This window comes from Thermococcus gorgonarius, from assembly GCF_002214385.1.
GTDB classification, from domain to species: Archaea; Methanobacteriota_B; Thermococci; order Thermococcales; family Thermococcaceae; genus Thermococcus; species Thermococcus gorgonarius.
In genome coordinates this window covers 793032-818821 of the sequence record NZ_CP014855.1, presented here as the reverse complement: position 1 = coordinate 818821, position 25790 = coordinate 793032, and the positions used below count along the sequence as shown (strand labels likewise).

Sequence of the window (25790 nt, the reverse complement as noted above, 5' to 3'; positions counted from 1 at the left end):
CGTGTTTCCTCCGGAATATTTTTAGTAACCTTAGGTATATAAAAGTTTCGCTCAGAACACCAAAACGAGGATCAAAAGAAGGGCAAAAATCAGCGGGCCGAGGAGGAAAACGGCTATGACGCTCTCGTCCGTTGGCTTTTCAGGGCCATACTTCTGGACGAGTTGGAGGCCTACAAAGAAGCCCGCGGAAATGCCAATGAGCCATCCAAGTATGTCTCCCCCGAAGCGGTAGGGGGTGAAGAGAACAATAACCCCAAAGAGGATGAGGACGCCAAGTAGGGCCCTGGCAACGCTTCTCTGCTTCAAAACGAGGACGTAGGACACGGCCCATCCAAGAGTGAAGAGAAAGCCCATGACGAGCTCCGGGAGCATTGTACCACCCCGTTTACTCTTGGAGGAGAATAATAAAAGGTTAACTTAGGAATCCATGCTCAGCCCCAACTGTGATGGTATCGTCAATTCCCCCCCCATCGAAGGGAACTGGCAAAGAAGGGTGTAAAACGTTGTCAAAATGCAGATTATTCATCAATCTTGGTATCATTTAGACTGTTATTTTCAGGAAATCCAAAATAAAGTTTAAGTTTTCGGGAAAATCTTGGACATATGACAACCAAGTTAAAAAAGGTTTTTAAGGACGAACGGAGACCCGTCCTCATGCGGGCAGTGGTCATGGCGTTTCCAGAGAAGAGGTGGGAGAACTACACGATACCCATAAATGATGAGCCAGTGGTAAAGCTCACCGAGAGAAGGCTGCTGATGAGCAAGAGGATTGATGAGGTTCTCACCATCGTCAGAAAGGACAAACTTAAGACTTACTCCCTCCACGTCTCGAACCCAGTTCCCGTCTCTGCGAGGAGCAAGATGGAGGCCCTCCTTAAGGCTCTCCCCGATGAGCCGTTCTTCCTCGTTGAAGGCAACATGCCGCTCGTGATGCCGTTCCTCGTGAACTACCTGATCGGGATCTATTACGAAAACGAACCCGAGGCGGTAATCCCCGTCTGGAGGGACGGGAGTGCCGAGGTCTTCCACGCGGTCTACGAGCCCGATGCACTTGAGAACGCGATAGGCTCAGCAACTGCAGAAGGCTACACCAGCTTTTCGAGGGTTGTAGAGTTCCTCGACTACGAGCCGGTATCTATCGAAGAACTTGCCAAGAGAAACCCGAAGGTAACGCTGAGCTTTTTCAGGGTTAAAAACTCGCTGGACGTCCGTTTTGCCGAAACAAACATGAAAGAATAAAAAGCTACTCGAGCCATATTTCAAGTCTCTGTTTGCCTCTACCAAGGCTGGAGCGCTTGAGCTTTTTGATGTGGCCTATCTCCCTTATATCCCTCACGTGGGTCCCGCCGCAGGGAATGACCTCGAAGTCCCTTATCTGGGTGTAGCGCGTCTCTCCCTCCCACCAGATTTTCATCTCGCCTCCTTCGTCAACGTAGCGGTTGAAGAGCTCGATTATTTTCTCCTTGTACTGGTTGACGTTCTCAGGGTAGACTATGTCGTACCTGCCCTTTTCTGGGCTCATTCCACTGCCGTAGAGTTCCCATTTTCCGGGTAGAACTTCGTTGAGGACGTGCTCCAGCAGGTGCATCGCGCTGTGTATCCTCATCAGCCTGTACCTTCTCTCCCAGTCGATCTTCAGCTCGACCTCGTCACCGGCCCTGAACTTCTCTGGCTCGGCAACGACGTGCCAGACGTTTCCGCCCTCGTCCTTGTAGACGTCCAGAACTTCAACTCCGTTTATCCACCCCGTATCGTGGGGCTGGCCACCTCCAGTGGGGTAGAATATCGTCTGATCCAGGAGAAGGGCGTTGTCCTTCACTTCCAAAACCTTTGCTCTGGCCTCCTTCATGTAGGGATCCTCGTAGTAAAGCTTGCGGGTCATGCTACCACCAGTTAAGTTGTTAGTAGACTGCTTAAATCTCTATCGAAATCGAAAGGGGAAAGAAACAGGAAGTATTCACTTCCTTTCGTAGAGGCCGACCACTTCGCCCCAGGCCAGGACGTGTCCCTCCATGGCCTTTTCCAGATCTTTTCTAGAGGAGCCGGGCTTGAGGTCAAGCTCGGTGTCCAGTGCGTAGACCTTGAAGTGGTAGTGGTGAACACCGTGCCCCCTGGGCGGACAGGGGCCGTTGTAGCCTATCCTGCCAAAATCGTTCTTTCCCTGGAGAATATGAATCGGTTCGTCGGTCTTTGCTTTCTTTGGTATCCATGATGGTATTTCTCCAACAGGGGGAACGTTCCAGGCTATCCAGTGGGTAAAGGTTCCTCCGGGGGCATCCGGGTCGTCCACTATAATAACCAGAGACTTTGTGCCCTCCGGAATGTTCCCTATGTATATCGGGGGGTTTGTGTCGTCGCCCTCACAGGTATACTCCTTAGGTATAAACTGGCCGTCGTGGAAGACGGAACCAACCTCGAGGGTTTTAGGGGCGTTCATTTTTTCATCACCCCCGCTGGATCCTAGACACCCCGCCGAAAGGACGAGTAAAGCTAGCAGGGATGAAACCAGCCATCTCAACTTCATGAGAGATACTATAGCGATATACGTAAAAGGTTTTTGGAATAAATGAAAGAGCATATCCAACAAAACCTGAAAAAGGGGTGGTAGTATGGACTTATCCGGCAAGGTTGCCCTTGTCACTGGTGCCGGAAGGGGAATAGGAAGGGCTATAGCGATAGCGCTGGCTCAGAAAGGGGCTAACGTGGCTGTAAACTACGCCCACAGCGAGGAAAAAGCCAGAGAAACCGTGGAGCTCTGCAGATCCTACGGAGTCGATGCTATACCTGTGAAGGCCGATGTAAGCAACCGGGAAGAGGTCAGGAGGATGGTAAAGGAGGTCGTTGACCACTTCGGCAGAATAGACATTCTGGTCAACAACGCTGGCATTCTTGGAAAGGCCCTAAGGCCGATGGAGGTGACGGATGAGGAGTGGGACGCCGTCCTCGGAGTAAACCTCAAGGGGGCCTTCATAGTGACGCAGGAGGTTCTCAAGTACATGAAGAAGGGCAAAATAGCCAACATAGCCTCCATAGCCGGGAAGGACGGGGGAACGGTCGGGCCTCACTACGCGGCATCTAAGGGCGGCCTTATAGCGCTTACCTTCAACCTCGCGAGGCATCTGGCACCGAACATATTAGTCAACGCCGTCGCTCCTGGCCCAGTTGACACCGACCTGATAAGCCCCGAGATAAAGGAAAAACTCAGAAAGCTCTCCCTGACGGGAGAGATAGCCAAGCCAGAGGAGATAGCCCACGCCGTGATCTTCCTCCTCGAAAACGACCACATCACCGGAGAGGTCATAGACGTCAACGGCGGCAGGCTGATGGACTGAGGAAACGTTTTAACCTCCTTTTCCAATATTCTCTTTGATACCGATGAAAGTGCTGTGGGAGAAAGAGGTTGAGGCTTCGAGCATAGTGGTTTCACCGAGGCCGGTGTGGAAGTGCCGCTCCTGCCCGATGTACGGGAAGAGGCCGGGCTGTCCTCCCCATGCCCCGGATTGGAAGGAAGCCAGGGAGTGGGTTAAAAGCTTCAAAAAGGCCGTTTTAATCAAATTCGAAATCGACATGGAGAACTTTGAGGAGGAAAAGCGAAAAGTCCTCCTCTGGCTCCTGAAGAGGGAGAAAGAGCTCTTCAAGGAGGGCAAGCTCTACGCGATGGCCCTCTTCCCCGGCAACTGCAACCTCTGCGACGACTGCCCTTTCGAGAGGGGCGAGCCCTGCAGGATGCCCGACAAAGTTAGACCCAGCATAGACGCGGTGGGGATAGAAATAAGTTCGCTCGTCAATATTGACTTCTCCGAGAGCGTCCTCTACGGGTTGATAATGGTGGAGTAGGTGGTAGCATGATCCACGTCGCCCTGCTTGGCAGGACCCCCTGGGCCCTCGTGAACACTTACTACGCCTCGCTTATGAGGGGATCGAGGCCCAGAAAGGTCTACGTCGTGACCGAGAAGCGTTACGCCGGCTCAGTCCCAAAGGTAGTTGAGGCCATAAAAGCTATTTCTGCCGCGTACGGCTTAACCCCTGAAGTCGAAACCCTGCTTATAAACGACGACGATTTCATCATGGCCGATAGGGTCCTCGGGGAGCTTTTCTCAAGCTTCAATGGCGAAGAGGTAGTGCTCAACATGACCTCGGGAAGAAAAGCCCTTGTAGCGGCCGCCATAATCCAGAGCAGAGTGGCCAACGTGAAGGAAATCCTCTACATGGCCCTCCTCGACGTTGCGTTCCCCAACAGGCCGTACATGATGCTGCCGAAGCATATGCAGAGGATCAAGAACTTCCTGGGTGGGAAAAATGGGGAGTGAGGAAGTGGTTATCGAGAAGCCGGAGCTCCAGATTTTGATAAATCTCCTCCAAGAGAGGGAGAAGCTCGAAGTCGGCTACCCCCTCTACGGTATCCCCCTTTTCCGTGTGGAAGTTTCCGAGAGGGGCTATCTCATCAAAGTTACCGCAGACAGGAATCAGTTTAGATCCCGGCATCCGGAGCTCCCCTCGTACTCGGACTTCTACGAGGCCTTCATATCGTCAGGGATCATAACATACGACAACATCGAGGAGTTCGGGCACATGCTCGAGGTCTACAAAGTCCTCAGGCGCGGCATTGCCTTCGCCCCCGACACCAACCTCTTCTACCACCGCTTTATCTCCTCCTACCGTCCCCTCGACGGCTACCCCATCGTGGTCGCGGAGGACGTCAAGAACGAGATAGAGGGGGCAATGAACTACAAGTACCGCTCCCAGTACCTCCATGAGATCATGGAGACAGTCAGAAACGGACACCTCCTCAGAGAGCTCAGCAACAGAAGGACGAAAAAGGCCAGAAAAGCGGCCTACGTTGCCCTCAAAGAGTTCGAGGCTTTGAAAGACAGGATAATAATAGCGGAACGCTACGGTGAGGGCCACAACAACGATGAGCTCATTGTCAAGACCCTCAAGCACTACGACGAGATGAGTCCCACACTGCTGGTATTCCTTACCGCCGACCTAGCTATTACCGACGTCGCCAGAATGGAGGGCCTTGAGTACTTCTACTTCGAGTACCCCACCACCAGGCTCGGAACCCACGAAGTCTCCGCCTACCAGCTGAGGACGCTCATCTTCAACCTCGCGGCCGTCTTTGGCCTTGTCGATGTTAACTGCACCCTGGTTTACGGCGAGTTCGGGGGAAAGAAGAGGTTAAACGAGCTGAAGCTGATATTCAACGATAAAGAGCTGGAAAAAGAGTTCCTCTTCCATCTCAACCTCTGCAGGAAGCTGGAAAAGATAATGGAGGGCTAACTTTTCTCCCTTTTCTGCACTCTTGCCGTTCCATAGCCGACGAAGAGCAGTTTATCTGGATCAAGGGCCTTAACGACCTCCGGCCTGTGGGTGATTATCAGAGCGGTTATTCCTGCCTCGCGGATTATCTCGGCAACTTTCTTGGCGACGCGCATGGCCGTGAGGGTGTCAAGATGTGCCGCGAACTCGTCTATGAGGAGTAAGTTTGGCTTCTCGGCCAAAAGCGACGCTATCCTTGCCCTTTCCTTCTGCCCAGTGCTCAGCTCGCCGTATTTGGCTCTGTAAAGTACAGCGTCGCTTAAGCCCGCCCGGTTGAGGACTTCAACAGCGGCGTTCAGGTCTTTAATCTTCCTGTAAACGTGCTCTAGTATGCTTTCCGAGCCAAAGCTCGGCTCAAATTCACCGGGAATCATTACCGAAACCTTGGCGTTGTCGGGCACCTCTATCTCCCCGCTCGTGGGCCTGAAACGCTCCTCCCACCAACCGTTGGCCGAACCGAGAATGAGCCTCAGCAGGGTCGTTTTTCCTGCCCCACTTGCTCCAACAACCGCAACCAGCTCGCCGGGCTTTATCTCGAAGTTGAGGTTCCTCAAAACGGGCCTCTGGATGACGCGATGCCTCACACCAAAGGCTATCAAAAGCTCCTGTATCTCCTCGGGCAGGCCTTTGATGTCCAGCTCGCTCTCGAAGACCTTTGAGACGTTCCTGAAAACTATCGGGCCCTTTAACGGCTCAACCTTCCCGTAGCTCGGGCGCCACAGCCTCCCATCTTTGGGTGCGTAGGGGTCTTCCTTCAAAAACCGCTCGATGTACTCCTTAGCTTCGTCCGTGAGTGGATAGAAGAGGACGGGCCTTCCGCTGGCAGTCTCCCAGAGGAACTTGAAGCCGACCTTCTCAAAGAACGGGTTGTAGCGCGCCATCTGGGCTATGGTTTCGACGATGTGCTTCCTCTTCCTCATCTCCGGGATTCTCCTCTCGGCTATCCACTCGAGGGCCGACTTAACGCTCAGCTGTCCCAGCCCATCGGAGCGGTAGTCGGGGTGGACAACTACCCTGGCAATTCTCGCCCCAGCGGTGTTCGTCTCGGCCAGAGCCTTCCACTTGGCCTGCTCCCAGAGGTAGGAGCGCGCAACCTTCTTCCCGTACTTTTTCCTCAGCTCCTCGTAGAGTTCCCTCATTATCCTCTCGGGCCAGAATGCCGGGTGGAACCAGTCCTCGGGAAAGACCTTCTCGCGGATGTTCTTCTCCACTTCACCGTTCGGCAGGCGGCGGTGCATCAGCGGTATAGGCGGGTCAACTCTCGCATAGCTTAAAATCCTAGGCTCGTATTCCTCTCTTTCCACCAGTTCGAGGATCAGGAAGCGGGAGGCGGGGGTTGAGCCTTTGATCTCAAGGATGTGCACGTCCTCGCTCCCGCAGACGGGACATTTTCCCCTGGTGTTGGCCTCGAAGATGTGGCCGTTCTCACAGCGCCACAGGGCCACTTTCTCCTTCTGGCTGGCGTAGTGGTACTGCTCAAGCTCGGCTATCGCCTCGAAATCGCTCTCGTACTTTGCCTCCCTGGCCCTTATCTTGTAGGTGTAGAGCAGTTCACCCGTTAAGGGCGAGTAGCGCTTCGCCTCGACGTCCTTCTCCCAGAGGGGCCACACGGGTATCTTTTCCCCGTCGTAGAACTTCCAGAGCTTGTAATCGTCGAAGTCGAGGACTTTAACTCCTTCTTTCTTTTTAGGCTTGTGGATGACCTCTATCTCAACTTCGTCCCCGGTTAGAAACCACTGGGCGACGTTTCCGGTCATGTAGAGCCTGTAGGTTCCGTCATTGGTTTGAACGTCAAGAACTCCAAACCAGCGGTGCTTGAAGCGCGGGATTTCACTACCGGCAACCTTTCCCCTTACGAGCATGGGACCACCGAAAAGAATAGGGAGGAGGAAGTTAAAACGTTAGCCCAACAGGAGTTCAACCCGCTCAACGACCTCCAGCGCGCTCCTTCCGAAGATCAAAACCATAGGCTCCTTGCCCCAGTCACCGAGGTGGTAGATTAAATCTGGCCTCTTCTCACTCCTCTTCACCGCGCTCTCGATGCCCCACTCCATCGTGCCTTTCTTGGCCCTCTTCACTTCCTCTGCTCCCGCTCCTTCCCGAACAGGAGGGGCCGTGATTCGGGGAAATGCAGCTTACATAATCAACCAGACCGAGACGGACAACCCCTACGTGAGCTACCCGGTGGTTAGGGTAAACGAGAGGTGCGCGGGGGTTACCAACGGCCTCCACACGGACTTTATCTTCTAGGCCCTCGAGTGGGAGAAGCCGAGGAAGGCTTTGGTTCACGTTCTCGACGCGATGGACTACGAGAGGGATGACTACAACACGCCGAGGATAGCTGGAGTTATAGAGCACGGGAGCGAGCGGGGCTGGCTCGGCTTCGTCGGAAGGGACGGCTTCTGGGTCAGGGAGCTTGAGCTGAGGGAAGGCAAAGCCTTCGTTACGGCAACCTACAACGTGGATGGCTTCATCGAAATCGGCCTGAGTAACTTCAGCTCTGCCAGAGAACTCGCCGCAGAGGTCCTAAAGCTCCCCTTCGAGCACAAGATACTCTCGATAGGGATTTCAGAAAAGAAAGATGGATGGGAGATCGAAGCGGCCTCCTGATCAGCCGAAGGCCTCTTTAAGCTCTTCGTCGATCTCCTCGACCTCGGTCAGGACGCTGACTACTACCATGACTATTGCCGAGACCAGTGCACCGCTCACGTAGATGTACTCCCAGTACGGGAAGTTCAAAATTCCAGCGGCTCCGAGCACCGCCACCAGAGATCCAGCTAGCATCCCCGCCAAAGCTCCCTCCTTGGTGGCCCTCTTCCAGTAAAGTCCCAGCACCAGGGGGACGAAGACCCCGGAGGTGTAGACGTCGTAGGAGTATATGAGCAGCTCGACTATGCCTTGGATCGCCAGTGCCGCCCCGAGGGAGAGGAGTCCCACCGCTACCGTGGTGAGCACTGAGAGCCTCAATAGCTTTTTCTCGTCGCTCTTCTCCCCTAAGATTCCCTCGTAGAAGTCTTTGACGATGTGCGAGGTTGCAGCGGAGAGCAGGGAATCGGCGGTGCTCATGATGGCCGCGAGTACTGCCGCCACGAATATCGCCCCCACTGTGCCACCGAAGACCGAGATGACCAGCCTCGGAACCGCGGTCTTCGGCGAGTCTATCACGGCCTCGGGATTGCCCGACAGCGCCACCGCCAGCATTCCCGCGAGGGCTGGCAGTACCGAGAGCACCATCAGCAGTACTCCCGCGTACACCGCTCCCTTCCTGGCAGTCCTCTCGTCCTTCGCCGCGAAGAGCCTCTGGTAGAAGTCCTGGCCGATGAGGGTGTACATGACCGTCGCTATCAGGGTCAGCGCCAGCAGCGACGGGCCGAGCGAGGTCAGGCTGAAGTATTCGCTTGGAGGCTGTGGGAGTCCGCTCATGCCGTCCAGGGCCGTCTCGAGACCGGAGATGCCCCCAACCTTGACCAGACCGAGGACTACTGCCACGAATATTCCGATGCTCCCTATTATGATCTGGATGAAGTCCGTCAGAGCGACCGCCCACAGTCCCGAGAGGGCAGTGTATGCTATGAAGACGAGCGTCGCGAAGACCGCTCCTGCAGTCCCCGGAAGGCCTATCGCCTCGAACACCGCCGAGGCCGCCCAGACCTGTGCCCCAAGAATGCCCACGAGCGCGAGCAGGGACAGGCTGGCCGCAAGCAGGCGAATCGCCTTGCTCCTGTAACGCATCTCAAGGACTTCAGGGACAGTATAGCGGGCCAGAACGCGCATTGGCCGCGCGAGGGTCAGTCCGAGAACCAGAAGCCCGAGACCGCAGGCGAAGCCGTACCAAATACCGCCTAACCCGTAGGTTGCTCCCCAGCTAGCTCCGCCTAGGATGAAAGCCACCACCATAGTGGGTGGCTGCCAGAGTACCTACGGTAAGTCCAAGTCCCAGCCTCCTTCCTGCCAGGAGGAAGTCGGCCGAGGTCTTGACGTACTTCCGCGCGTACGCTGAAACTGCTAGCATCGCTCCCATGTAAACCGCTATCGTCGTCCATATCACGTCCATCTTCGACACCTCGGAGTGTCACCGACAGAACAAGGAAGCGAATATAAATCTTTCCATAAAATCCTTGAAAAAATGACAAAAAAGCAAAGAAAACCCTTAATTAACTGTCACTACGACTAAGGTCATGACGCTGGCATTTCTTTGATGTGGACGTCCAGCTGCGGGAACGGAATCTCGATGCCTTCCTTCATGTAGAGCTCGTATATGCCCTTCGTGAGGTCGCCCTTGACCGCCCAGTAGTCTTCGGTCTTTACCCATGCCCTTAACTGCAGGTTGATGGACGAGTCGGCCAAAGCCGTTATGACAACGCTCGGCTCCGGATCCTTGAGAACCTTGGGGTGGTTCTTCATGAGGTCCATTGCCAGCTTTATCGCCCTGTCGAGGTCTGTGCCGTAGGCAACGCCAACGTCAACGTCCACTCTTCTGGTCGGCATCCTGGTGTAGTTGGTTATGACGTTTCCCCAGACGAGCTTGTTCGGTATCGTGATCAGAACGTTGTCCGGTGTTAAGAGCTCGGTGCTCATTATGCCGACGGCGTTGACTTTTCCAGTTTTTCCTGCCACCTCAACGACCTCACCCATGTCTATTGGCCTTAAGGCAGCTATCCACACGCCAGCTGCCAGGTTGGTGAGCGTGTCCTGCATACCAAAGCCCAGGATGAGGCCTATCACTGCCGACAGGCCCAGGACTACTGAGCCGACTCCAATTCCAAGTGCCCTGACCGCGAGCAGTATCACTGCAACGTAGAGGAGCGCGCTGAGGAACCTTCCCAGGAACTCCACGACGAGGTCTGGGAGCTTTGTCTTCTTCAGCCCGCGCTTGAAGGAAGCAACGACTATCTTTGCAACGATCCAGCCAACGACGAGGATTACAATCGCCGTTGCAATCTGAACAAGTGTTATCCCGACGTACGGGAGCGGCTCATCCAACCCTACCATGTCATCACCTCCGTAATGCCTTCATTTTATTGTATACTTCATCAACGCTTATATCCTTTTCGGAACTTAAAGCATTATTAGCCAGTTCTTCGAACGGGTAGTGCTAAGGGAAAGTTCAATGGTAAAACTGAGTGATTGAGCATAAACTCTGCGAACGTTGAGGATAACAAAGAGAGAGTATTATTCCAGCATTTCCGAGGAAGATGTGGTAGTCCGCCGTACCCTGCCCAGAGTTGAGAGAGACAATAGTAAAAGAACATCTGGGCTCTTAGCTGACCTCTTTCCCTTCTGAAACCCCTTTCTTCTTATGTCGGACCCATCAGAGATATCCTTTAGGGTAATCTTTTTAAATGATAATCTCTTCATTCGAGTGCCACAATAAAATGAGGTGAGCCTAATGAACTATCCGGAGCTCGCATTGATATCCTTCATCCTCAGTATCGTCTTTTCAATCGGAGGCGTCGGGAGTGCAATAGCGATAGTTCCTACGATGACATGGTTAGGCGTGCCCCTGATGACCGCCAAGCCCACCGGATTATTTATAAACACGCTCTCGATGCTCTCCGCGACGCTCAAGAACCTCAAACACGGCAAGCTCGACCACCGCTTCGGCCTTCCAATCCTGCTCGTTGCCACCGCCATGGCTCCGGTTGGTGCCTACGCCGGTAAGTTCATCCCGAAGGTCTACGTCCTCTGGGTCTTCGTGGGCTTCCTGCTCTACTCCGGGACGATGATGATTTTCTTCAAGCCAAGGCGGAGGCCAAAGGACGGGAACCACATCGTTGAAGGCTCTATAATCGGCGGGATAGCGGGCTTCCTCGGCGGTCTCCTTGGAGTGGGGGGCGGTGGGATAATAAGCCCCGCCCTGATAATGCTCGGCTACGAGCCCAAGAAGGTGGCCGCCACAACGGCCCTCGTGGTGTTCTTCTCCTCTCTGAGCGGTTTCCTGACCTACTGGGGCATGGGGACCCTCGACTGGATGCTTTTGCTCTGGGTCTCGATTCCGGCGATAGCAGGCGGATGGATTGGAACACATCTGATGCACTTCAAGATGAGTTCGGAGGATGTAAAAAAGGTAATAGGGGTGATAATTTATCTCATAGCCCTCAAAACCCTTGCAAACGTCCTCTGATTTCATTCTTTCCTTGGTGAATTCTGATCAGGCGGAGCAGGATGTCCAGACGGTCCCCCTGCTTATGGTAAAGAACGATAAAGCGGAACTCACGCACGAGGCCTCGATAGGCAGGATAAACGAGGCCCAGTTCGTCCAGCTCATGGTGAAGGGCTTAACCGCGGAGGAAGCGGCGGAGCTGATTATAAAGGGCCTTTTGGGGAGTGAGTTTTCGACAGGGAAAATAAAAGGAAAATCAGCCGAGCAGGGTATGCTTCAGCGTTTTCACCCCAGTTAGGAGCCACAGCGTAAGGAGCAACCAGTAGAGGGCAAAGCCGAAGGAGTCTATGACTCCAATTCCAAAGGTCGTGCCGACGTTGTGGGTGGCGCTCACGTAGGCCCCGAGCGGGAAGATGAAGGCCCACCAGGCGAGGCTGTAGGGGAGGCTTAGCCTTCTTATATAGTGGAGCGTCATTATTACTGCCATTGCGAGCCACCAGACACCAAAGCCCCAGAATACAATTCCAAACGCCAAGAACGGCTCTTTTGCGGTTATGAAGTCCGAGTTCCTGACTAGCATGTAGAGTGTTGAAGTGCCCGCCCCTATTGGACCGAGGTTTATCCAAATTGCAGGGGCTATCCCGCACGGCAGGGGCTCGTGGGTGATGAAACGGTGCATGACCACTGCGAAGAGGGCCAGGTACAGGAAGAACCCTGAGCCCCATGCAAAGTAGTTGATCAAGATCGCAATCTCCTTCCAGATTCCGTGGAACGTGCCGATGAGGGGGCCTCCGCTCAGGGGGATTACTATAAGCCCCACAGGTGGGATAAACCACGCGGGTGTGACGCTCTTTATGTCTATCTTCTCCTGAATGAACATCAGATAGGGTATCAGGAGGGCGAAGAATATCGTCAGGGGTGTTCCGATGAGCCAGAAGGCCTTAGCTACGGCGGTTTCCCTTAGTATGAGCAGGTAGTCCGCAGAGAGGACGAGCATTGCTATGGCTATGGTCCCATAGAAGTGAGAGACCATCGGGTGATAGAGGTCTTTTGTGGCATTTTCCCTGTATTTTAGCCACCTGAGGGACCAGGGGATCAGGAGCACGAAGAACAGGGCAGTGTTGAAGTATGTCAGCCAGACTGCGACGTTTTTTAGAACGGCTAGTCTTTCTGAGTAAGCAAGGCTCACCAGTGCCAGTGCCCCTGTGCCCATAACGCTCGCAAACCAACTCGGTGCAAAGTCCTTGACGCTCACTTTCATTTGACTTCACCAGAAAAAACTCACATATGAAAATTTTTAAATATTTCTTAAACCGCGTGTTCAAAACCAATAAAAAAGAGAGCTCAGTGCTCCCCGCATTCTCCTCTCTGCTTTTTCTCCCGCTCTATTTTCTCCTTCCAGTACGGGTCGACTTCGAGAACCTGCTCTATGAAGGCCTTAACGACGTCCTTAATCGGGCCGTAGGCGCCGGTTACGACCTCTATCCCGAGCTGGTTGAAAAAACCTATCGCCCTCTGCCCCATACCGTAGGCGAGAACGACCTTACCGCCGTGCTCTTTCACAAAGTTCGGCAGGTCCCCGGGCCCGTGCTCCTCGAAGGGAACCTCTACGACCTCATAGCCTTTAATCTCGTTGTCCTCCACGTCCACGAAGACGAAGTACTTTGCCCTTCCAAAGTGGCCGCTAACGTTACTCTCAAGCCCTCTATCATCCTCAGCCGGAATTGCGATCCTCATTTTCACCACCATATAAGTGAATATCTTTTCAAATATAAACCTTATGCATATGCACGCTCATTCCTTGAAAATTTCCTCGGTAACGAGGTCTATTCCGATTTTTCTGACCTTCAGCTTCCAGAGCTTCTCGGGCTCTGATGCCCCTTTACCCACTTCTGGCCAGCAAAGCTTAAAACCTGCCGAGTTGGCCCATCATATGAAAAAGAACTAAAGTGAAAAATATATCAGGTGATAAAGATGTTCCGGAAAATACTCCTCCCAACGGATTTCAGCGAGGGGTACTGCAGGGCGGTGCTCCAGTTCGAGAGGATGAATGAGATGAGGGTTGGGGAGGTCATCCTCCTCCACGTGGTCGACGAGGGAACCATTGAAGAGCTCATGGACGGCTACTCGCTCCTCTACGGGAATGAGGAAAAGGAGCTCAAGGACATCGAGGAGAGACTGAAGGAGGCCGCCATGGAGAAGCTCCTTGAGAGGGTGGACGAGATCAAGAGGGCCTTCAATGCGGAGAAGGTCACCCCAATGGTTCGCTTCGGCGTCCCATGGGAGGAGATAGTTAAGGTCGCTGAAGAGGAGGACGTCTCACTCATCCTCCTCCCGAGCCACGGGAAGCTCGGATTCTCCCACGAATTCCTTGGCTCGACCACAATGCGCGTGCTGAAGAAGACGAAACGGCCTGTTCTGCTGATAAAAACCCACGAGGAGGTATGAATAATGAACTGGCTGAAGCTCTCCAACAACCTGAAAAAGAACCTCCTCTGGTACTCACTAGTTGCTATAGCCGTGGGCTGGTTCCTCGGGCTGGCCTTTCCCGGGTTTGCCAAGGTTCACAAGAGCCAACTAAGCACTCTAACAACAGCCCTTGTGTTCCTCATGATCTATCCAATGATGATCAACCTCAACCTCGGGCGTATCCCTCAAGTTATGAAAGAACCGAGGCCCGTACTCCTGAGCTTGGCGTACAACTTCGTCCTGACGCCCATAGTAGCGTTCCTCCTCGTTAAGGGCTTCATCCACGACCCGAACCTTGCCCTGGGCTTTCTCCTGGTCATGCTCGTCCCCGGCTCATCTATGAGCATAGGCTATACCGGACTGGCCGGTGGAGACCTTGAAGTTGCTACCGTTGCCCTCGGCGTCAACTTCCTTCTGATACCTGTGATGCTCCCCTTGTGGATAAAACTCCTGGGGAGTGCCTACAGCGTCCCAGTTCCACTTTCACTGCTGCTCAGGACGGTCTTCATCGTGCTAATCCTGCCGATGCTCCTCGGGGACCTGACGAGGAGGGCGCTTATAAGGAGACTCGGCCCGGAGCGCTTCCTGTCGCTGAAGCCACTCTTCGGGGCCATAACGATGTCCACGATGCTCGTCCTCGTCGGCCTGATATTCTTCATGAAGGCCGAACTCCTGCTGAGCAAGTGGACGCTCCTCGTCGAGCTTGCCGTCGTGAACACGGTCTACATGGTGATCATGCTTGGCCTCATTACGTGGCTCGACAGGGCCCTTGGCCTGAAGTATGGGGAGCACATGGCCATAGCGTTCCTCAGCGTCGGCAAGAACAACGGAACGGCAATAGCGATAGCAACCCTTGCATTCCAGCCCCTGGTGGCGATTCCAGCCGCTACGCTCCCAATATTCCAGATAATCTTCCTCATCCTATACCTGAAGGCCGCTGAGAGGGTGAGGTGTGTTTTTGAGACGTGCGGAAAGGGCGGAACCTCGGCTATGGCTTAGCACTCTTAACATTCCCTTTTATCTTCTCAGCCTAAAGCGTCGTTGCACTGTAATGCAAATAAACTTCAATCGTTTGGGTGTTTATCATGACACATAGAGTAGGCATGATGAAAGAAATTAAAGTGGGCCAAAATAGGTCGCTGATTCACTCCATTGGAAATATCTCCAGGGGGACTTCTCCCCCGGGTTCGTTGAAATTCAGGAGGTACATCATGTTGAGCGCTTCCTCCGTTCTCTGGAACTTTTCGTGCACTATGTTGGCAATTGTGGAGGAAACCACCGCGAAGAGGTCCCCGGACTGGAGGACAAAGAGTTTGTAGTAGTCGATAGCTTTTTTGTTTTCACGGATGTCCTTGGCAACGTAGGATGTAATCACACCGTACAGCTCTCCTTTAACGGTCTGGAACACACTCATTGTATTCATTGCCGATTTTGTATGCTTACTCGCTTCATTGAACTGTCTGATGATGCTGTCCGTAGTCAACTTCTCGATTCCACTTGAAAGCAGTTTCCCCAGCAGGTATGTGTCTGAGATCTCTTCCGAAGGTTTTACACCCAGAGCTTCCGCTAGGGATTCTTTTTTCATAGTTCCGTTGTGGACGAACCACAGCTCAAAGTCTTTCCCGCTGAAGTGAAAGGGGTGCGTGTTGAAGAGGTTTGAGGCTCCAGCAGAGGTGTACCTTGAGTGAATTATCGTGACAGTTCTCTGGGAGCCCTCGATGAACGTCATTAGTTCGTTAATGCCGTCAGAGTCTTCAAAAATCGGGTCTATCGAAGCGTAGTAGTGAACTCTTTTTGGCCGGTTTCTCTCGGACAGGGAAAATGAAACTGTTCCCCAGCCATCCCCGTGCTCTGGTCCGTATCCAAGCGCTTCTTTGTATCTGTCCTTCTTGCTCGCCTTGACAGTTGCATTCACGACTTCCCTCATTAGATCAACGTTTTCCCCGTATAGAAAGGCTATCCTGCACATTTCAAACACCTCAGAGATAATGAAAATTGAGAGATAAAAACTAAATTTAACCCTCTTTATTCTCCCGCGGCCTCTGCTTTTTCATACCACTTGGGTCCTTCCAGAATTCTGGCAATTAGCATTGCTGCGCCTGTGTCTCCAGTTGAGTTGACCATGGTAGCCATGGCGTCACCGATTGTGGCGATTGCAATGAACAGCGGCAGGACGTCAAGCGGGAATCCGTAGAGTGAGATTATCAAAGCGTTTGCCACATGGCCGCCTCCAGGAACTCCTGAGATGGCCACTCCCGCAAGGATTGCCAGGGCGATTGCCTTTATGTAGTTGTCGACACCGTGGATGCTCATTCCCATCAGGGCGAATCCTCCGGTGATCCTCATGATGGTTCCCATAGCGGCCCCGTCCATGTGAATCGTGGCTCCAATCGGGAGCACAATGTTTCTTATGTATTCAGGTATTCCTATTCTCCTTGCAACTTCAAGCCCAACCGGGAGCGTTGCAACGCTGCTTGAGGTACCAAGGGCAGTGAGAGCCTGTGGCCAGATGTTCCTCCACCACCTGCGAACTCCTTCGACGCCTGCGGCAAGGTATGGGATTATCGTGTACATTATCACCCAGTAGATTGGCTGGAACACGAAAGCCACTATGAATATCCTGGCGTAAACCTCCACGAACTGTGAACCAAGCTTTCCTATAACGTACGCGAAGTAGGCTCCAATTCCAATGGGGGCAAAGTACATGACAAGTCTTATCAGGTTTAGTGCGACTTTGTTCAGTCTCTGGAGCAGGTCCACTATCGGCTTTGCCTCATCTCCCGCCATCGCAATTGCAATTCCAAGCAGAATTGAGAATATGATCAGAGGCAACATGTGTTTGTAGCTAAGCATCAGGTAGAACTCGTTAACGACGAATGTGTTTACCAGTGCATCTGCAAGGTTAACTTGGTGAAGTTCCGCGGATGACTCTAGCTTAAGACCCGGAGGTACAATTGGAAATGCTTTCGTGACGAGGAGCATGTATATTCCAGCGACCGCACCGGTTAACATGAAGACCAGCATCATTACCCCAAACAGCTTGCCCAGCTTTCTCAGGTTCGCTAGACTGGCGACTGCTGAAGTGATTGTTATCATGACAACGGGCACTATCACTGTGAAGAGCAGATATATGAACATCACTCCCAAGGGTCTAAGAACCATCGCTTTCTCTTTGAAAATCAATCCTGCCAGCGTGCCCCACACAAGGCCTATGACCACCAGCATCGTAATCTGGTACCTTTTCCAGAGTTCATTTAAGTTCATCAGTGCACCTCCGATTTCTTTGTTGTATCTCAAATGAGGCGTAGGGACTATGCGGAGGGACTTTATAAACTTTACTATTGTAAAGACGATACTGTCAGAATAACTGGGGTATCACCTCCTGAACCCATTCAGTAATGTCACCAGGTGGCCCACCGAAGCGGGAATGAACTCTAACAAAATTATACCAGAAAGCAAACAGAAAAACAAACCTGTAAGCTTTCCAGTCCTTAGCTCTGAAATTATTCCAGAAACGCTTCGTCCGCTCCTTCAACGTCCTGAACCAGCGTTCAACACTGTTCCTCGGCCCGAAAGTCACGTGCACGTAATCCAACCAATTATCCTGACAGTATGAGATCTATGCCCATTTATACAATATAGGGAACCTTATAACATAGTGCTTTAAAGGGGTGTTGCTTCTGGAGAGCGGAGGTAATGTTACAAATATCAACCCCAACTACGGCCTGAGGACCTCTACCTCACCTTTTATTTTCTCCGCTCCGACTGTGTTGAAGACCGTCCCGTACTTCTCGGCGAGCTCTTTGACGCGGAGTATCTTTCTCTCCGGCTCCTTCGTGAAAACGGTGAGCTTATAGGTTATCTCTTTCAGCTGGGGCTCGTCCCTCGTGCGCCAGCCCCTGACCTCGACCTTGAAGCCCTCCACGTCTAGACGCATCTTCTTGATGAGCCGTCCCCAGTTCACCGCCAGACAGCCACCTATGGCCGAGAGGAGGTATTCCGTCGGGTTCGGGCCAGTGTTGCGGCCGTCGGTGTTGGTGTCAATTTTGAAAGTGAACTCTCTAACCTTAGCGGTGCTCCCCACGTTTCCGTCCCACTCAAGCTCGGCCTTGTATTCAAGCCTCTCCATAACACCACCGGAAGTCCTTGGGGGGCAAACTTAAAAATTCTTTCACTCATTTTCGGCCGGTGGTGAAAACGCTGGTGGCGGTTCCTACTTCCAAAGGAGGTCTCGATGATGAGGTTCACGAGAGTTTGGTGAGGGCTGAAACCTTTACGCTTGTTGAAGTTGAGGACGGAGCTGTAAAGGAAGTTAAAGTTATCGAGAACCCCTACAGGCGGGAGCCTTATGGGGCAGGCTCAAAAGTTGCCCTCTTCCTTGTTAACCTCGGAGTTAACGCCATAATATCAAGAACGGACTGCCCCAAGGGCAAAATGATTTTAGATTCAGCGGGGGTTAAGATGATCATCCTCGATACTCCCATGAAGGTGGGGGATGCCCTGTGGAAGCTTCGTTGAGATTCCAATCTTAACGTTCAAAATATTTTTAAGCCCCTGAATTCATCGAAAAATGGTGAGTGGAGAGTGGGCCATCACCATTACCACCACAGCGAGCTTAAGGGGAGGATGGCCTTCTCGATAGTTCTTAACTTGGTCATCACTATTGCCGAGGTAATAGGTGGAATCCTCTCCGGCAGCCTGGCACTCCTTAGCGATTCCCTCCATAACTTCAGTGACTCGATGAGTTTACTCGCGAGCTACTTCGCGATAAAAATCGGCGAGAGAAAAGCCAACGAGAAGTACACTTTTGGATACAAAAGAGCAGAGATTCTCGTGGCGTTCATAAACTCCGCCGTTCTCCTTGGAGTTTCCCTCTTCTTCCTTGTTGAGGCTTACAAGCGCTTCAAAAACCCGGAGCCGATAGACGGCCCGCTTATGCTTGGGATTGCTCTGATAGGACTCACCGCCAACCTCATCTCCGTTCTCCTCCTCCACAGCCACGCCCACGAGAGCATGAACGTCCGCTCTGCTTATCTGCACCTCATGAGCGACACCCTCTCTTCCGTGGCGGTCGTCGTCGGCGGGATTCTGATAACCAAATGGAACGTCACCTGGGTTGACCCGCTCGTTACGGTCTTCATATCGCTCTACATCCTGAGGGAGGGCTACGAGATACTGAAGGAGAGCGTTGAGGTTCTGATGGAGGCTTCTCCAGAGCTCGACTTCGAGGCGATAAAAAGGGAAATCGAGTCCATCCCGGGAGTTAAGAACGCCCACCACTTTCACGCTTGGCGGATTGGTGAGAAGGAAGTTCACTTCGAGTGCCATGTGGAAGTTGACGACATGCTGGTAAGTGAGGCGCAGGGGATAATAGATGAGGTCGAGAAAAGGTTGAGGAAGTACGGTATAACGCACGTCACGGTTCAGCTTGAGGTTAATAGGTGCGAGGGGAAGGGTGTAATCTGCGGAAAGGAATGAGGCAGAAGAGATAGGGGAGCTTAGGTCTTTGCCATTTCGGGGACGCTTACCTTCTCAAGCAACTTCTGGGTAGTTACTTCAACTGCACTGTAGTAGCCCGGCACGTAGAGTGTTGGCCCGCGCAGGATTACGCTCTCATCGACCCAACTGACCTCCGTTAGCGCTTTAGGCTTTCCGCGTTTAACTATGTCCTCCCAGAGGCGCTTGTTAATTATGCATCCCGGGTCATCGCCGAGTAGATCAAGTGTGTAGTGGTAGGCCCTCGCGCGGCAGCCTCCGCAGATGTTTCTGTAGGGACAGTTCCTGCACTGGCCGGTGAAGTTGTCTCTGTCGCGGAGGAGGTTGAAGATCCTGCTGTTCTCCCATATCTCCTTGAAGGGCTTCACGCGGACGTTGCCAACTGGCAGTGGCAGGAAGACACAGGGTACAACGGTTCCGTCCGGCTCTATACCAGCGTAGATCCTTCCCGCACCACAACCGCCTATGAATTCCGCAAGCGTTCTAACGGCGTTGTTCTCACCGATGTAGAAGTGAGCTGGCGTTACATTCTTGCCTCCGCTCTCCAGCAGGGTTACCCTTGCATACTGAGGAGCGGTCGTTAGAATTTCCAGCTTGCGCTTTTTCATCTGGTGGTAGACCTCTTTCATGAACTCCTCGCGCTCCTCCGGCGAAAGGTCCACCTTCACCATGTCCTCTGCCCTTCCCGTAGGCACGAGGTTGAAGAAGATGACGCGCTTCACGCCTATGTTCTCAGCCAAGTCGAGGATATCGTCTATTTCTTGGTACGTTTCCTTGTCCATTACCACTGCCATTCCATGACTGATGCCAAGCTCCACGGCGTTCTCAAGGGCCTTTACCGCATGCTCCCAGGCTCCAGGAATGCCGCGGAACTCGTCGTGCTTCTCGGGCTTAGCGGAGTCAACGCTGACCTCGACGTACTTTATGCCTGCCTCGACTGCCTTCTTGAGCTTCTCCATGTCCGCGAACGTCCAGCCGTTGGTGGCAACCGAAGTATGTATGCCCCTGCTTGAGAGCTCCTTAACAATCCTGAGGAAATCGGGATGAATCGTCGGCTCACCGCCGCTTATGGCAACTGCCGCGACTCCAGCTTTGTCGAGCTGGTCAACCAGCATCAGCTTCTCCTCAAGGGAGAGCTCACTGGGGAGCGGCCTGTCGGCCCTCTGGTAGCAGTGCTTGCACCTGAAGTTGCACATGTTGGTGAAGTTCCATACTATGAGGAAGGGCCCGGCGAGCTTCTGAGGAACGGTTACACCGTACTTCGCTATGCCCTCAAGAACTACCCAGATGCCGCGCCTTATGTGCGGGTCGCGGAGGAGTGCCTCCTTAACTGCTTCCTCATCGCCGTGAGCGAGTTTTATGCCGAGTTTTAGAAGAACCTTCAGGATATCAGCCTGGAAGCGTATCATCATGGGCTCGTTGAGGCTTTCTCCGGCGTAGACGCTGAGCGCCCAGTACAAAGCAGGCAACTCCCTGCCGTTTATCTCGTAGCGCTTGAGCATTGGCCTCAGTAGTGCCCTTGACAGCGGGTTTCCAAGGATGAGTTTGAAGGCCGTAAGAGCCGTTGAGATCTGATTTCCTCCAGATTCCTTAATCTCGGCTTCAACACCTTCCCCAGCACTCATTTTCATCACCAGTAAGAGGTTGATGGGAATCACGTATAAACCTTTCGTTGTGTCAGTCATAACTAACACATTTAAAATAACCGAAAAATTTAAATAGTCTCTGTCCAAGACCATACTGAAGACCTTTGGAGGTGACCGAAAATGGCTTCAGCCAAAACCGGAATGTGGACTGCCATATTGGGTGCCCTAATAATCCTGATAGACGGCCTCTTAGTCCTGGCCAACAAGACCTTCTACGGCTGGCACTACGGCAGTGCAACCACCGTTGGCTGGGTTGAGATACTCCTCAGCCTGCTTATAATGATCCTAGCCTTCTACTACAAGAAGAGCAAGAGCGCCATTGGCTGGACGATTGCCATACTAGCGTTGATAACGATGCCCTTTGATGGCGGCTTCTGGACTATCGGTGCTTGGATTACACTGATCGGTGGTGCCCTTATAGCTACCGGATCAGAGTGAAGGCTCCCGACCTTTTCGATTTTCGTTATCGGAATTTTTTTATTTAGTTCTGCCTAATTATTTAGGTGGTGTAAATGACGAGAGGTGACCAGAAGCGCAGGAAGTTCATTGAGCTAGTGGAAAAGCTTTTCGAAAGGTGGGGTTACAGTAGAATGGAGGGAAAGACTTACGCCATCCTGTTAATTAACGCAAAACCCATGACGATCTCTGAACTGGCCAAGGAAACAGGCGCGAGCAGATCTTCTGTTTCAATTGCCCTCTCCCGTCTTGTCAGAGAGTACATGGTTACCTACAGGAAAAGAGGCAAAACGAAGTACTTCTCGGCCGTTCCGGTCTTCCTTGAGAAGTTCCTTCAGCAACCCAAGGAGATACTGGAGCGTGAAATTCGGCCGATGAAGGAGATAGTTGAGGGCATTATAGAAAGCGCCGGGGAGGAGAAAAAGGCCTTCTATCAGGCTCTTCTTGAAGACCTCTCCACCCTTGAGTGCGTCCTGGAGAGGCTTATTGAGTTTGAAGAAAGTGAAGAACTCTGCATTAAAAAGAATTCGTCTTAATCCATTGCCTTAAACTCTCTTTTGTTCAAAAAATCATTAATCTAGGTCTATCCCCCACCAAATCCGTGTGGCTGAGCGTATGAGAAGAGGGAAAAGAAAAGCCCCAGAAGGGTCAGTTCTTCAGCTCCCTCATGAGGTTGGCCATCTCGAGGGCGGCCATTGCATACTCGAAGCCCTTGTTGCTCTTCACTCCGGCCCTGTTGAGGCCCTGAAGCTCGTCTTCGACCGTTATGACGCCGAAGATGACCGGAACTCCCGTCTGCAGGGAGACGTTTGCAACGCCTTTCGCCACTTCGTTTGCTACGAGGTCGAAGTGCTTGGTCTCGCCCCTAACCACAGCCCCAAGGGCAAGGACAGCGTTGTACTTCCCGCTCTCGGCGAGCTTTTTGGCAACTAGCGGTATCTCGAAGGAACCGGGGACCTTAACGACGTCAACGGCATCGACGTTGTGCCTCCTGAAGCAGTCTAAAGCCCCTTCAAGCATTTCGCCGGTTAAAAGGTCGTTGAACCTGCCAACCACTATCGCTATTCTCAGTCCTTTTCCGTCGAAACCACCCTCAAAGGTTCTAACCTCCATCTCCACCACCGTTCTGTAATTCTCTAACGGTTCAATTACCGAATTACATAATTATTCAAACCTTCACGGGAAGCCTGTGGCCGAGCTTTTCTTCCTTTACCTTTAAATAAAGCCTGTTGTGCTCCGTGAGTTCGGGGGGAGCCGGAACGATCTCGACCACTTCTATCCCGAACTCCTCAAGGGCCTTAGCCTTCGCTGGGTTGTTTGTTATGAGCCTGACCTTTGAGACACCGAGGGCACGGAGCATCTGGAACGCGGCTTCGTAGGTCCTCTCGTCGGCCTTATGCCCCAAAGCTTCGTTGGCTTCAACCGTGTCCAGACCCCTGTCCTGGAGTTCGTAGGCTTTTATCTTCTCCTTCAGGCCGATTCCTCTGCCTTCCTGATCCATGTAGAGGAGTATGCCACCTTCCTGGGCTATCATCCTGAGCGCGTTGCTCAGCTGACTGCCGCAGTCGCACTTGAGCGAAGCGAGGGTGTCGCCGGTGAGGCACTTCGAGTGAACCCTGACGAGCGGAACCTCGCCGTAGGGTTCCTTAACTATCGCAACGTGCTCCTTGAAGTCCAGCTCGTTGTCAAAGGATATTATCCTGAACTCGCCGTACTTAGTTGGAAGTCTGGCGTTGGCGTAGACTCTAATCAGCTGTTTCCTCTTTACGAACTCCTTCCAGACGTCGTCGATGTTTACAACCGGCAAATCGTGCTCTTCGGCAAGCTTTAGCGCGTATTCCCTGTTGTGGGAGTCGCCTTTTTCGTCGAGTATCTCGACGATGAGAGCGTAGCGCTTGAAACCGAGTATCTCCATCAGCTCGAGCGACCCTTCGGTGTGGCCGCGGCGCCTGTTCAGGCCAATTCCCCCAAGGAGGTGGAGATGACCTGGATACCTGAAGTGCTCAACCGAGAGGCCCTCTGCGAGCTTTCTGGCCGTCAGAGCCCTCTCCTCTGCGGTTATGCCCGTGAAGTTCTCCCTGTAATCAACTGGAACCAAAAAGTTCGTCTCTCCCTCCTTGCTCGGTAGCGGGAAGAAGCCCCTCCTTAGGGCCTCGTCCATGTCCATCGTGAGGCAGAGGAGGCCCTTCATCGAGAGCATGAAGTTAACTACCTCGGGCGATGCTATCTCGGCCGGATAAACTAAATCGGCCTCAAACTCCCTTCTGTCGTCGATGAGAACGACCGGTTTCCCTTCAAGAACCTTCTCTTTGATTGAGTCCCAGTTCATCTTTCCTTCCCCTGGGACAATTTCGTTCCACATCTTTTAAAAATTTGTATCAAAAATGGAACAAAAGTAGGGAGGAATCAGCTACTCAGCTCCTGAATCTTCTTCCTGACGAGTGAGCTGACGAGCTTTCCGTCGGCCCTTCCGCGGAGCTTCGCCATAGCACGACCCATTATCATGCCCATCGCACCCATTCCCTTGGCCTTGATGACGTCGATGTTCTGCTGGATTACCTCGTCGATGATTTTCTCGACCTCTTCTTCGCTGAGAAGGGTTAATCCCTTCTCCTCTGCGACCTGCTGGGCGGTTTTCTCTGGGTTCTTTGCCAGCTCTTTGAATATCTCCTCGAAGGCCTCCTTGGCGATCTTGCCGTTGAGGTAGAGCTCAAAAGCTTCTTTGATGTGCTCCTCTGTAATGTTTTCTATCGGAACCTCCTTCTTGAGGCCCTTGAGGACGACTACAAGGATAGAAGCCACCAGCGAGGGCTTGAGGCCCTTCTTTACCAGCTCCTCGAAGAGCTCGTCGCGCTCGTCGTTAACCAAAGTTTCGGCGAGGCTTCTGTCTATCTTGTACTCCCCGATAAAGCGCTCGACCCTCTCCTGCGGAAGCTCGGGCAGGTTCGCCTTTATCCTCTCTTTGTATTCCTCAGGCAGGAAGATGGGCGGAATGTCGGTCTCCGGATACATCCTCGCCTTGCCCGGGAGCGGGCGCATGTACTGGGTGTTTCCATCTGGCAGGGCCCTTCTCGTCTCCTCTGGAACGCCCTCTATGGCCTCCCTAGCCCTCTTAACGACCTCAATTAAGGCCTTCTTGGCGGTCTCCTCCTCTGCCGCTACGAGGACGAAGGCGTCTTTTTCGCCGAGGCCGAGCTTTTCTATAACTGCATTAACCTCTCTTTCTGTAATTCCATAGTTCGGTAATTCATCGATGTGGAAGATTCCCTTTACGTACTTCTTGGCCCTGTCGGCCATCTCCGTTCCCAAGCGCCTGCCCGGCTGGATTTCCCTGCCTATGAGACCTCTAAAGCCAGGGAGCTTGACGGCGAGAACCTTACCGCCATTCTTTATTGCCCTCGCTATTATCTTGGACTCCGTGTTCTGGAAGACCTCGGTAACGTCGTAGAACTCCTCCTTGATGTCCTCGGGTTTAACACCCCTCTCCTTCAGCTCGTCGCGGATTTTGAGGAGGTTCACCTGCCTCTCCACTTCCCTCTCGATGATGAGGGGAATCATGTCGAGCTCCTGGACGCCCTTAATCTCTATCCTTGCACCGCCCTTGATTGAGACGTTTAAGTCCTGCCTTATGGTTCCCAGCCCGCGCTTGACTTTCCTCGTTGCCCTCAGGGCGTCGCCTATGTACTTGGCAACGACCTTGGCCTGCTCGGGATGGTGTATGTCAGGAGTAGTGCTTATCTCAACGAGCGGGATTCCGAGGCGGTCAACGCGGTAGATTACCTCCTTGTCCTTCCTCTCAACAATACGGCAAGCATCTTCCTCAAGGCACACCGTAGGAATGCCGACGCTTCCCCAGGGAGTTTCTACCTTTCCGTTCATGGCCACTATGGCGGTCCTCTGGAAACCGGAAACGTTGGAGCCGTCTATGACGATTTTGCGCATGAAGTGGACTTCATCCACGGGCTTCGCGTTGAGGAGATAGGCTATCTGGAGGGAAACCTCAAGGGCTTCCCTATCGGGCCCCCTTGGCGGTTCCTCGTCCATGTAAACCAGATCCGTCAGCTCGTAGTTGCCCTCGTAGATGTACTTCCTTCCCTTCTTGAACTCCTCCAGAGCGGCAGGGTCAATCTCTCCCATCTCGCTCATCGTCGGCCTTAGGCGCCTCTCAAATGTGAAGTCAACCCTCTCGGTTAGCTCGCTCGGGACGGGTGAGAACAGCTTTTTCGTGTCGAGCTGCCTGTGAATCTCAAGGCCGACCTTGAGGCCGAGCTTTTCGTAATCGAACTTTTCGGTCATCC

General features: G+C 52.9%; 29 protein-coding genes and 3 pseudogenes. 14 read left to right on the top strand and 18 right to left on the bottom strand.

Annotated elements, in window-relative coordinates; genetic code table 11:
• Positions 1–51 precede the first annotated feature (51 nt).
• Positions 52–372: a hypothetical protein gene (locus A3K92_RS04655; RefSeq protein WP_088885152.1), complete on the bottom strand. Its 321-nt coding sequence runs from the start codon at positions 370–372 to the stop codon at positions 52–54.
• Positions 373–654: 282 nt separating this feature from the next.
• Here A3K92_RS04655 and A3K92_RS04650 point away from each other — a divergent pair, with 282 nt between their 5' ends.
• Entirely contained in the window at positions 655–1239 is a 585-nt protein-coding gene (locus A3K92_RS04650) for a molybdenum cofactor guanylyltransferase (RefSeq protein ID WP_088886039.1), read from the top strand.
• 4 nt (positions 1240–1243) lie between these two features.
• Here the strand turns inward: A3K92_RS04650 and A3K92_RS04645 are convergent, their stop codons facing one another.
• Positions 1244–1882: an alanyl-tRNA editing protein gene (locus A3K92_RS04645; RefSeq protein WP_088885151.1), complete on the bottom strand. Its 639-nt coding sequence runs from the start codon at positions 1880–1882 to the stop codon at positions 1244–1246.
• Positions 1883–1957: 75 nt separating this feature from the next.
• Positions 1958–2437 carry a YbhB/YbcL family Raf kinase inhibitor-like protein gene (locus A3K92_RS04640; RefSeq protein ID WP_232460922.1) on the bottom strand — a complete coding sequence of 160 codons (480 nt, stop codon included), beginning with the start codon at positions 2435–2437 and terminating at the stop codon, positions 1958–1960.
• Positions 2438–2609: 172 nt separating this feature from the next.
• Between A3K92_RS04640 and A3K92_RS04635 the strand changes: the two genes are divergently transcribed.
• Genes A3K92_RS04635 through A3K92_RS04620 form a run of 4 tightly spaced genes read left to right on the top strand, consistent with a single transcriptional unit; the run spans position 2610 to position 5283 of the window.
• Positions 2610–3332, top strand: a complete 723-nt coding sequence (locus A3K92_RS04635) for an SDR family NAD(P)-dependent oxidoreductase (RefSeq protein ID WP_088885149.1) — start codon at positions 2610–2612, stop codon at positions 3330–3332.
• Positions 3333–3375: 43 nt separating this feature from the next.
• Positions 3376–3837 (top strand): DUF2284 domain-containing protein, encoded by a 462-nt coding sequence (locus A3K92_RS04630; RefSeq protein WP_088885148.1) that lies wholly within the window; start codon positions 3376–3378, stop codon positions 3835–3837.
• Positions 3838–3845: 8 nt separating this feature from the next.
• The gene (locus A3K92_RS04625) at positions 3846–4310 is read left to right on the top strand and encodes a hypothetical protein (RefSeq protein WP_088885147.1); all 465 of its coding nucleotides are present in this window, start codon (positions 3846–3848) and stop codon (positions 4308–4310) included.
• Entirely contained in the window at positions 4300–5283 is a 984-nt protein-coding gene (locus A3K92_RS04620; protein ID WP_088885146.1) for a PIN domain-containing protein, read from the top strand. Before A3K92_RS04625 ends, A3K92_RS04620 begins: the two co-directional genes overlap by 11 nt.
• Here A3K92_RS04620 and A3K92_RS04615 read toward each other — a convergent pair.
• Both A3K92_RS04615 and A3K92_RS04610 read right to left on the bottom strand, forming a co-directional pair.
• Positions 5280–7184, bottom strand: a complete 1905-nt coding sequence (locus A3K92_RS04615; protein WP_088885145.1) for an ATP-binding cassette domain-containing protein — start codon at positions 7182–7184, stop codon at positions 5280–5282. The two genes, A3K92_RS04620 and A3K92_RS04615, sit on opposite strands and share 4 nt — an antisense overlap.
• Before the next feature lie 39 nt (positions 7185–7223).
• Positions 7224–7400: a thiamine-phosphate synthase family protein gene (locus A3K92_RS04610; protein ID WP_335755193.1), complete on the bottom strand. Its 177-nt coding sequence runs from the start codon at positions 7398–7400 to the stop codon at positions 7224–7226.
• Here A3K92_RS04610 and A3K92_RS04605 point away from each other — a divergent pair.
• Positions 7363–7932: pseudogene (locus A3K92_RS04605) on the top strand (IMP cyclohydrolase). The gene A3K92_RS04610 and the pseudogene A3K92_RS04605 sit on opposite strands and share 38 nt — an antisense overlap.
• Here the strand turns inward: A3K92_RS04605 and A3K92_RS04600 are convergent.
• The 3 genes from A3K92_RS04600 to A3K92_RS04590 all read right to left on the bottom strand — a co-directional run bounded on the left by A3K92_RS04600 (position 7933) and on the right by A3K92_RS04590 (position 10314).
• Complete coding sequence (locus tag A3K92_RS04600) at positions 7933–9219, bottom strand: sodium:solute symporter family protein (protein ID WP_088885144.1); 1287 nt, start codon at positions 9217–9219, stop codon at positions 7933–7935.
• Positions 9188–9376 carry a hypothetical protein gene (locus A3K92_RS04595; protein ID WP_088886038.1) on the bottom strand — a complete coding sequence of 63 codons (189 nt, stop codon included), beginning with the start codon at positions 9374–9376 and terminating at the stop codon, positions 9188–9190. Before A3K92_RS04595 ends, A3K92_RS04600 begins: the two co-directional genes overlap by 32 nt.
• A 122-nt stretch (positions 9377–9498) precedes the next feature.
• Positions 9499–10314, bottom strand: a complete 816-nt coding sequence (locus A3K92_RS04590) for a mechanosensitive ion channel family protein (protein ID WP_088885143.1) — start codon at positions 10312–10314, stop codon at positions 9499–9501.
• A gap of 397 nt (positions 10315–10711) precedes the next feature.
• Between A3K92_RS04590 and A3K92_RS04585 the strand changes: the two genes are divergently transcribed.
• Positions 10712–11446, top strand: coding sequence for a sulfite exporter TauE/SafE family protein (locus A3K92_RS04585; RefSeq protein ID WP_088885142.1), 735 nt, complete (start codon positions 10712–10714; stop codon positions 11444–11446).
• Positions 11430–11648: pseudogene (locus A3K92_RS09585) on the top strand (SufD family Fe-S cluster assembly protein); the annotation flags it as partial. The gene A3K92_RS04585 and the pseudogene A3K92_RS09585, both read left to right, overlap by 17 nt.
• Before the next feature lie 33 nt (positions 11649–11681).
• Here A3K92_RS09585 and tdt read toward each other — a convergent pair.
• Together tdt and A3K92_RS04570 are read right to left on the bottom strand one after the other, a co-directional pair.
• Complete coding sequence (gene tdt / locus A3K92_RS04575; protein ID WP_088885141.1) at positions 11682–12686, bottom strand: TDT family transporter; 1005 nt, start codon at positions 12684–12686, stop codon at positions 11682–11684.
• Between the two features lie 83 nt (positions 12687–12769).
• Positions 12770–13162 (bottom strand): NifB/NifX family molybdenum-iron cluster-binding protein, encoded by a 393-nt coding sequence (locus A3K92_RS04570; protein WP_088885140.1) that lies wholly within the window; start codon positions 13160–13162, stop codon positions 12770–12772.
• Positions 13163–13399: 237 nt separating this feature from the next.
• Between A3K92_RS04570 and A3K92_RS04565 the strand changes: the two genes are divergently transcribed.
• Together A3K92_RS04565 and A3K92_RS04560 are read left to right on the top strand one after the other, a co-directional pair.
• Positions 13400–13873, top strand: coding sequence for a universal stress protein (locus tag A3K92_RS04565; protein WP_088885139.1), 474 nt, complete (start codon positions 13400–13402; stop codon positions 13871–13873).
• A gap of 3 nt (positions 13874–13876) precedes the next feature.
• Complete coding sequence (locus A3K92_RS04560; RefSeq protein WP_088885138.1) at positions 13877–14893, top strand: arsenic resistance protein; 1017 nt, start codon at positions 13877–13879, stop codon at positions 14891–14893.
• A 145-nt stretch (positions 14894–15038) separates the two neighbouring features.
• Here A3K92_RS04560 and A3K92_RS04555 read toward each other — a convergent pair whose 3' ends face one another.
• The 4 genes and pseudogenes from A3K92_RS04555 to A3K92_RS04540 all read right to left on the bottom strand — a co-directional run bounded on the left by A3K92_RS04555 (position 15039) and on the right by A3K92_RS04540 (position 18023).
• The gene (locus tag A3K92_RS04555; RefSeq protein ID WP_088885137.1) at positions 15039–15863 is read right to left on the bottom strand and encodes a class II glutamine amidotransferase; all 825 of its coding nucleotides are present in this window, start codon (positions 15861–15863) and stop codon (positions 15039–15041) included.
• Positions 15864–15919: 56 nt separating this feature from the next.
• Positions 15920–17158, bottom strand: coding sequence for a dicarboxylate/amino acid:cation symporter (locus A3K92_RS04550; protein WP_088885136.1), 1239 nt, complete (start codon positions 17156–17158; stop codon positions 15920–15922).
• Positions 17159–17252: 94 nt separating this feature from the next.
• Positions 17253–17489 (bottom strand): annotated as a pseudogene (locus A3K92_RS04545) (IS6 family transposase); the annotation flags it as partial.
• A gap of 123 nt (positions 17490–17612) precedes the next feature.
• Entirely contained in the window at positions 17613–18023 is a 411-nt protein-coding gene (locus tag A3K92_RS04540) for an OsmC family protein (RefSeq protein ID WP_088885135.1), read from the bottom strand.
• Positions 18024–18082: 59 nt separating this feature from the next.
• Between A3K92_RS04540 and A3K92_RS04535 the strand changes: the two genes are divergently transcribed.
• Positions 18083–18412 carry a NifB/NifX family molybdenum-iron cluster-binding protein gene (locus A3K92_RS04535; protein ID WP_088885134.1) on the top strand — a complete coding sequence of 110 codons (330 nt, stop codon included), beginning with the start codon at positions 18083–18085 and terminating at the stop codon, positions 18410–18412.
• Positions 18413–18478: 66 nt separating this feature from the next.
• Positions 18479–19372 (top strand): cation diffusion facilitator family transporter, encoded by an 894-nt coding sequence (locus tag A3K92_RS04530; protein ID WP_232460920.1) that lies wholly within the window; start codon positions 18479–18481, stop codon positions 19370–19372.
• A gap of 20 nt (positions 19373–19392) precedes the next feature.
• Here A3K92_RS04530 and A3K92_RS04525 read toward each other — a convergent pair whose 3' ends face one another.
• A complete protein-coding gene (locus tag A3K92_RS04525; RefSeq protein WP_088886036.1) occupies positions 19393–21021 on the bottom strand; it encodes a radical SAM/SPASM domain-containing protein in 1629 nt (542 codons plus the stop codon).
• A 135-nt stretch (positions 21022–21156) separates the two neighbouring features.
• Between A3K92_RS04525 and A3K92_RS04520 the strand changes: the two genes are divergently transcribed.
• Positions 21157–21474 carry a hypothetical protein gene (locus A3K92_RS04520; protein WP_157722425.1) on the top strand — a complete coding sequence of 106 codons (318 nt, stop codon included), beginning with the start codon at positions 21157–21159 and terminating at the stop codon, positions 21472–21474.
• A gap of 74 nt (positions 21475–21548) precedes the next feature.
• Positions 21549–22028 carry a GbsR/MarR family transcriptional regulator gene (locus A3K92_RS04515; protein ID WP_088885133.1) on the top strand — a complete coding sequence of 160 codons (480 nt, stop codon included), beginning with the start codon at positions 21549–21551 and terminating at the stop codon, positions 22026–22028.
• A gap of 112 nt (positions 22029–22140) precedes the next feature.
• Here A3K92_RS04515 and ribH read toward each other — a convergent pair whose 3' ends face one another.
• The 3 genes from ribH to gatE form a co-directional block, all read right to left on the bottom strand.
• Positions 22141–22605: a 6,7-dimethyl-8-ribityllumazine synthase gene (gene ribH, locus A3K92_RS04510; protein WP_088885132.1), complete on the bottom strand. Its 465-nt coding sequence runs from the start codon at positions 22603–22605 to the stop codon at positions 22141–22143.
• 55 nt (positions 22606–22660) lie between these two features.
• Positions 22661–23821 carry a bifunctional 3,4-dihydroxy-2-butanone-4-phosphate synthase/GTP cyclohydrolase II gene (locus A3K92_RS04505; RefSeq protein WP_088885131.1) on the bottom strand — a complete coding sequence of 387 codons (1161 nt, stop codon included), beginning with the start codon at positions 23819–23821 and terminating at the stop codon, positions 22661–22663.
• A gap of 77 nt (positions 23822–23898) precedes the next feature.
• A complete protein-coding gene (gatE, locus tag A3K92_RS04500; protein ID WP_088885130.1) occupies positions 23899–25788 on the bottom strand; it encodes a Glu-tRNA(Gln) amidotransferase subunit GatE in 1890 nt (629 codons plus the stop codon).
• Between the last annotated feature and the right edge of the window lie 2 nt (positions 25789–25790).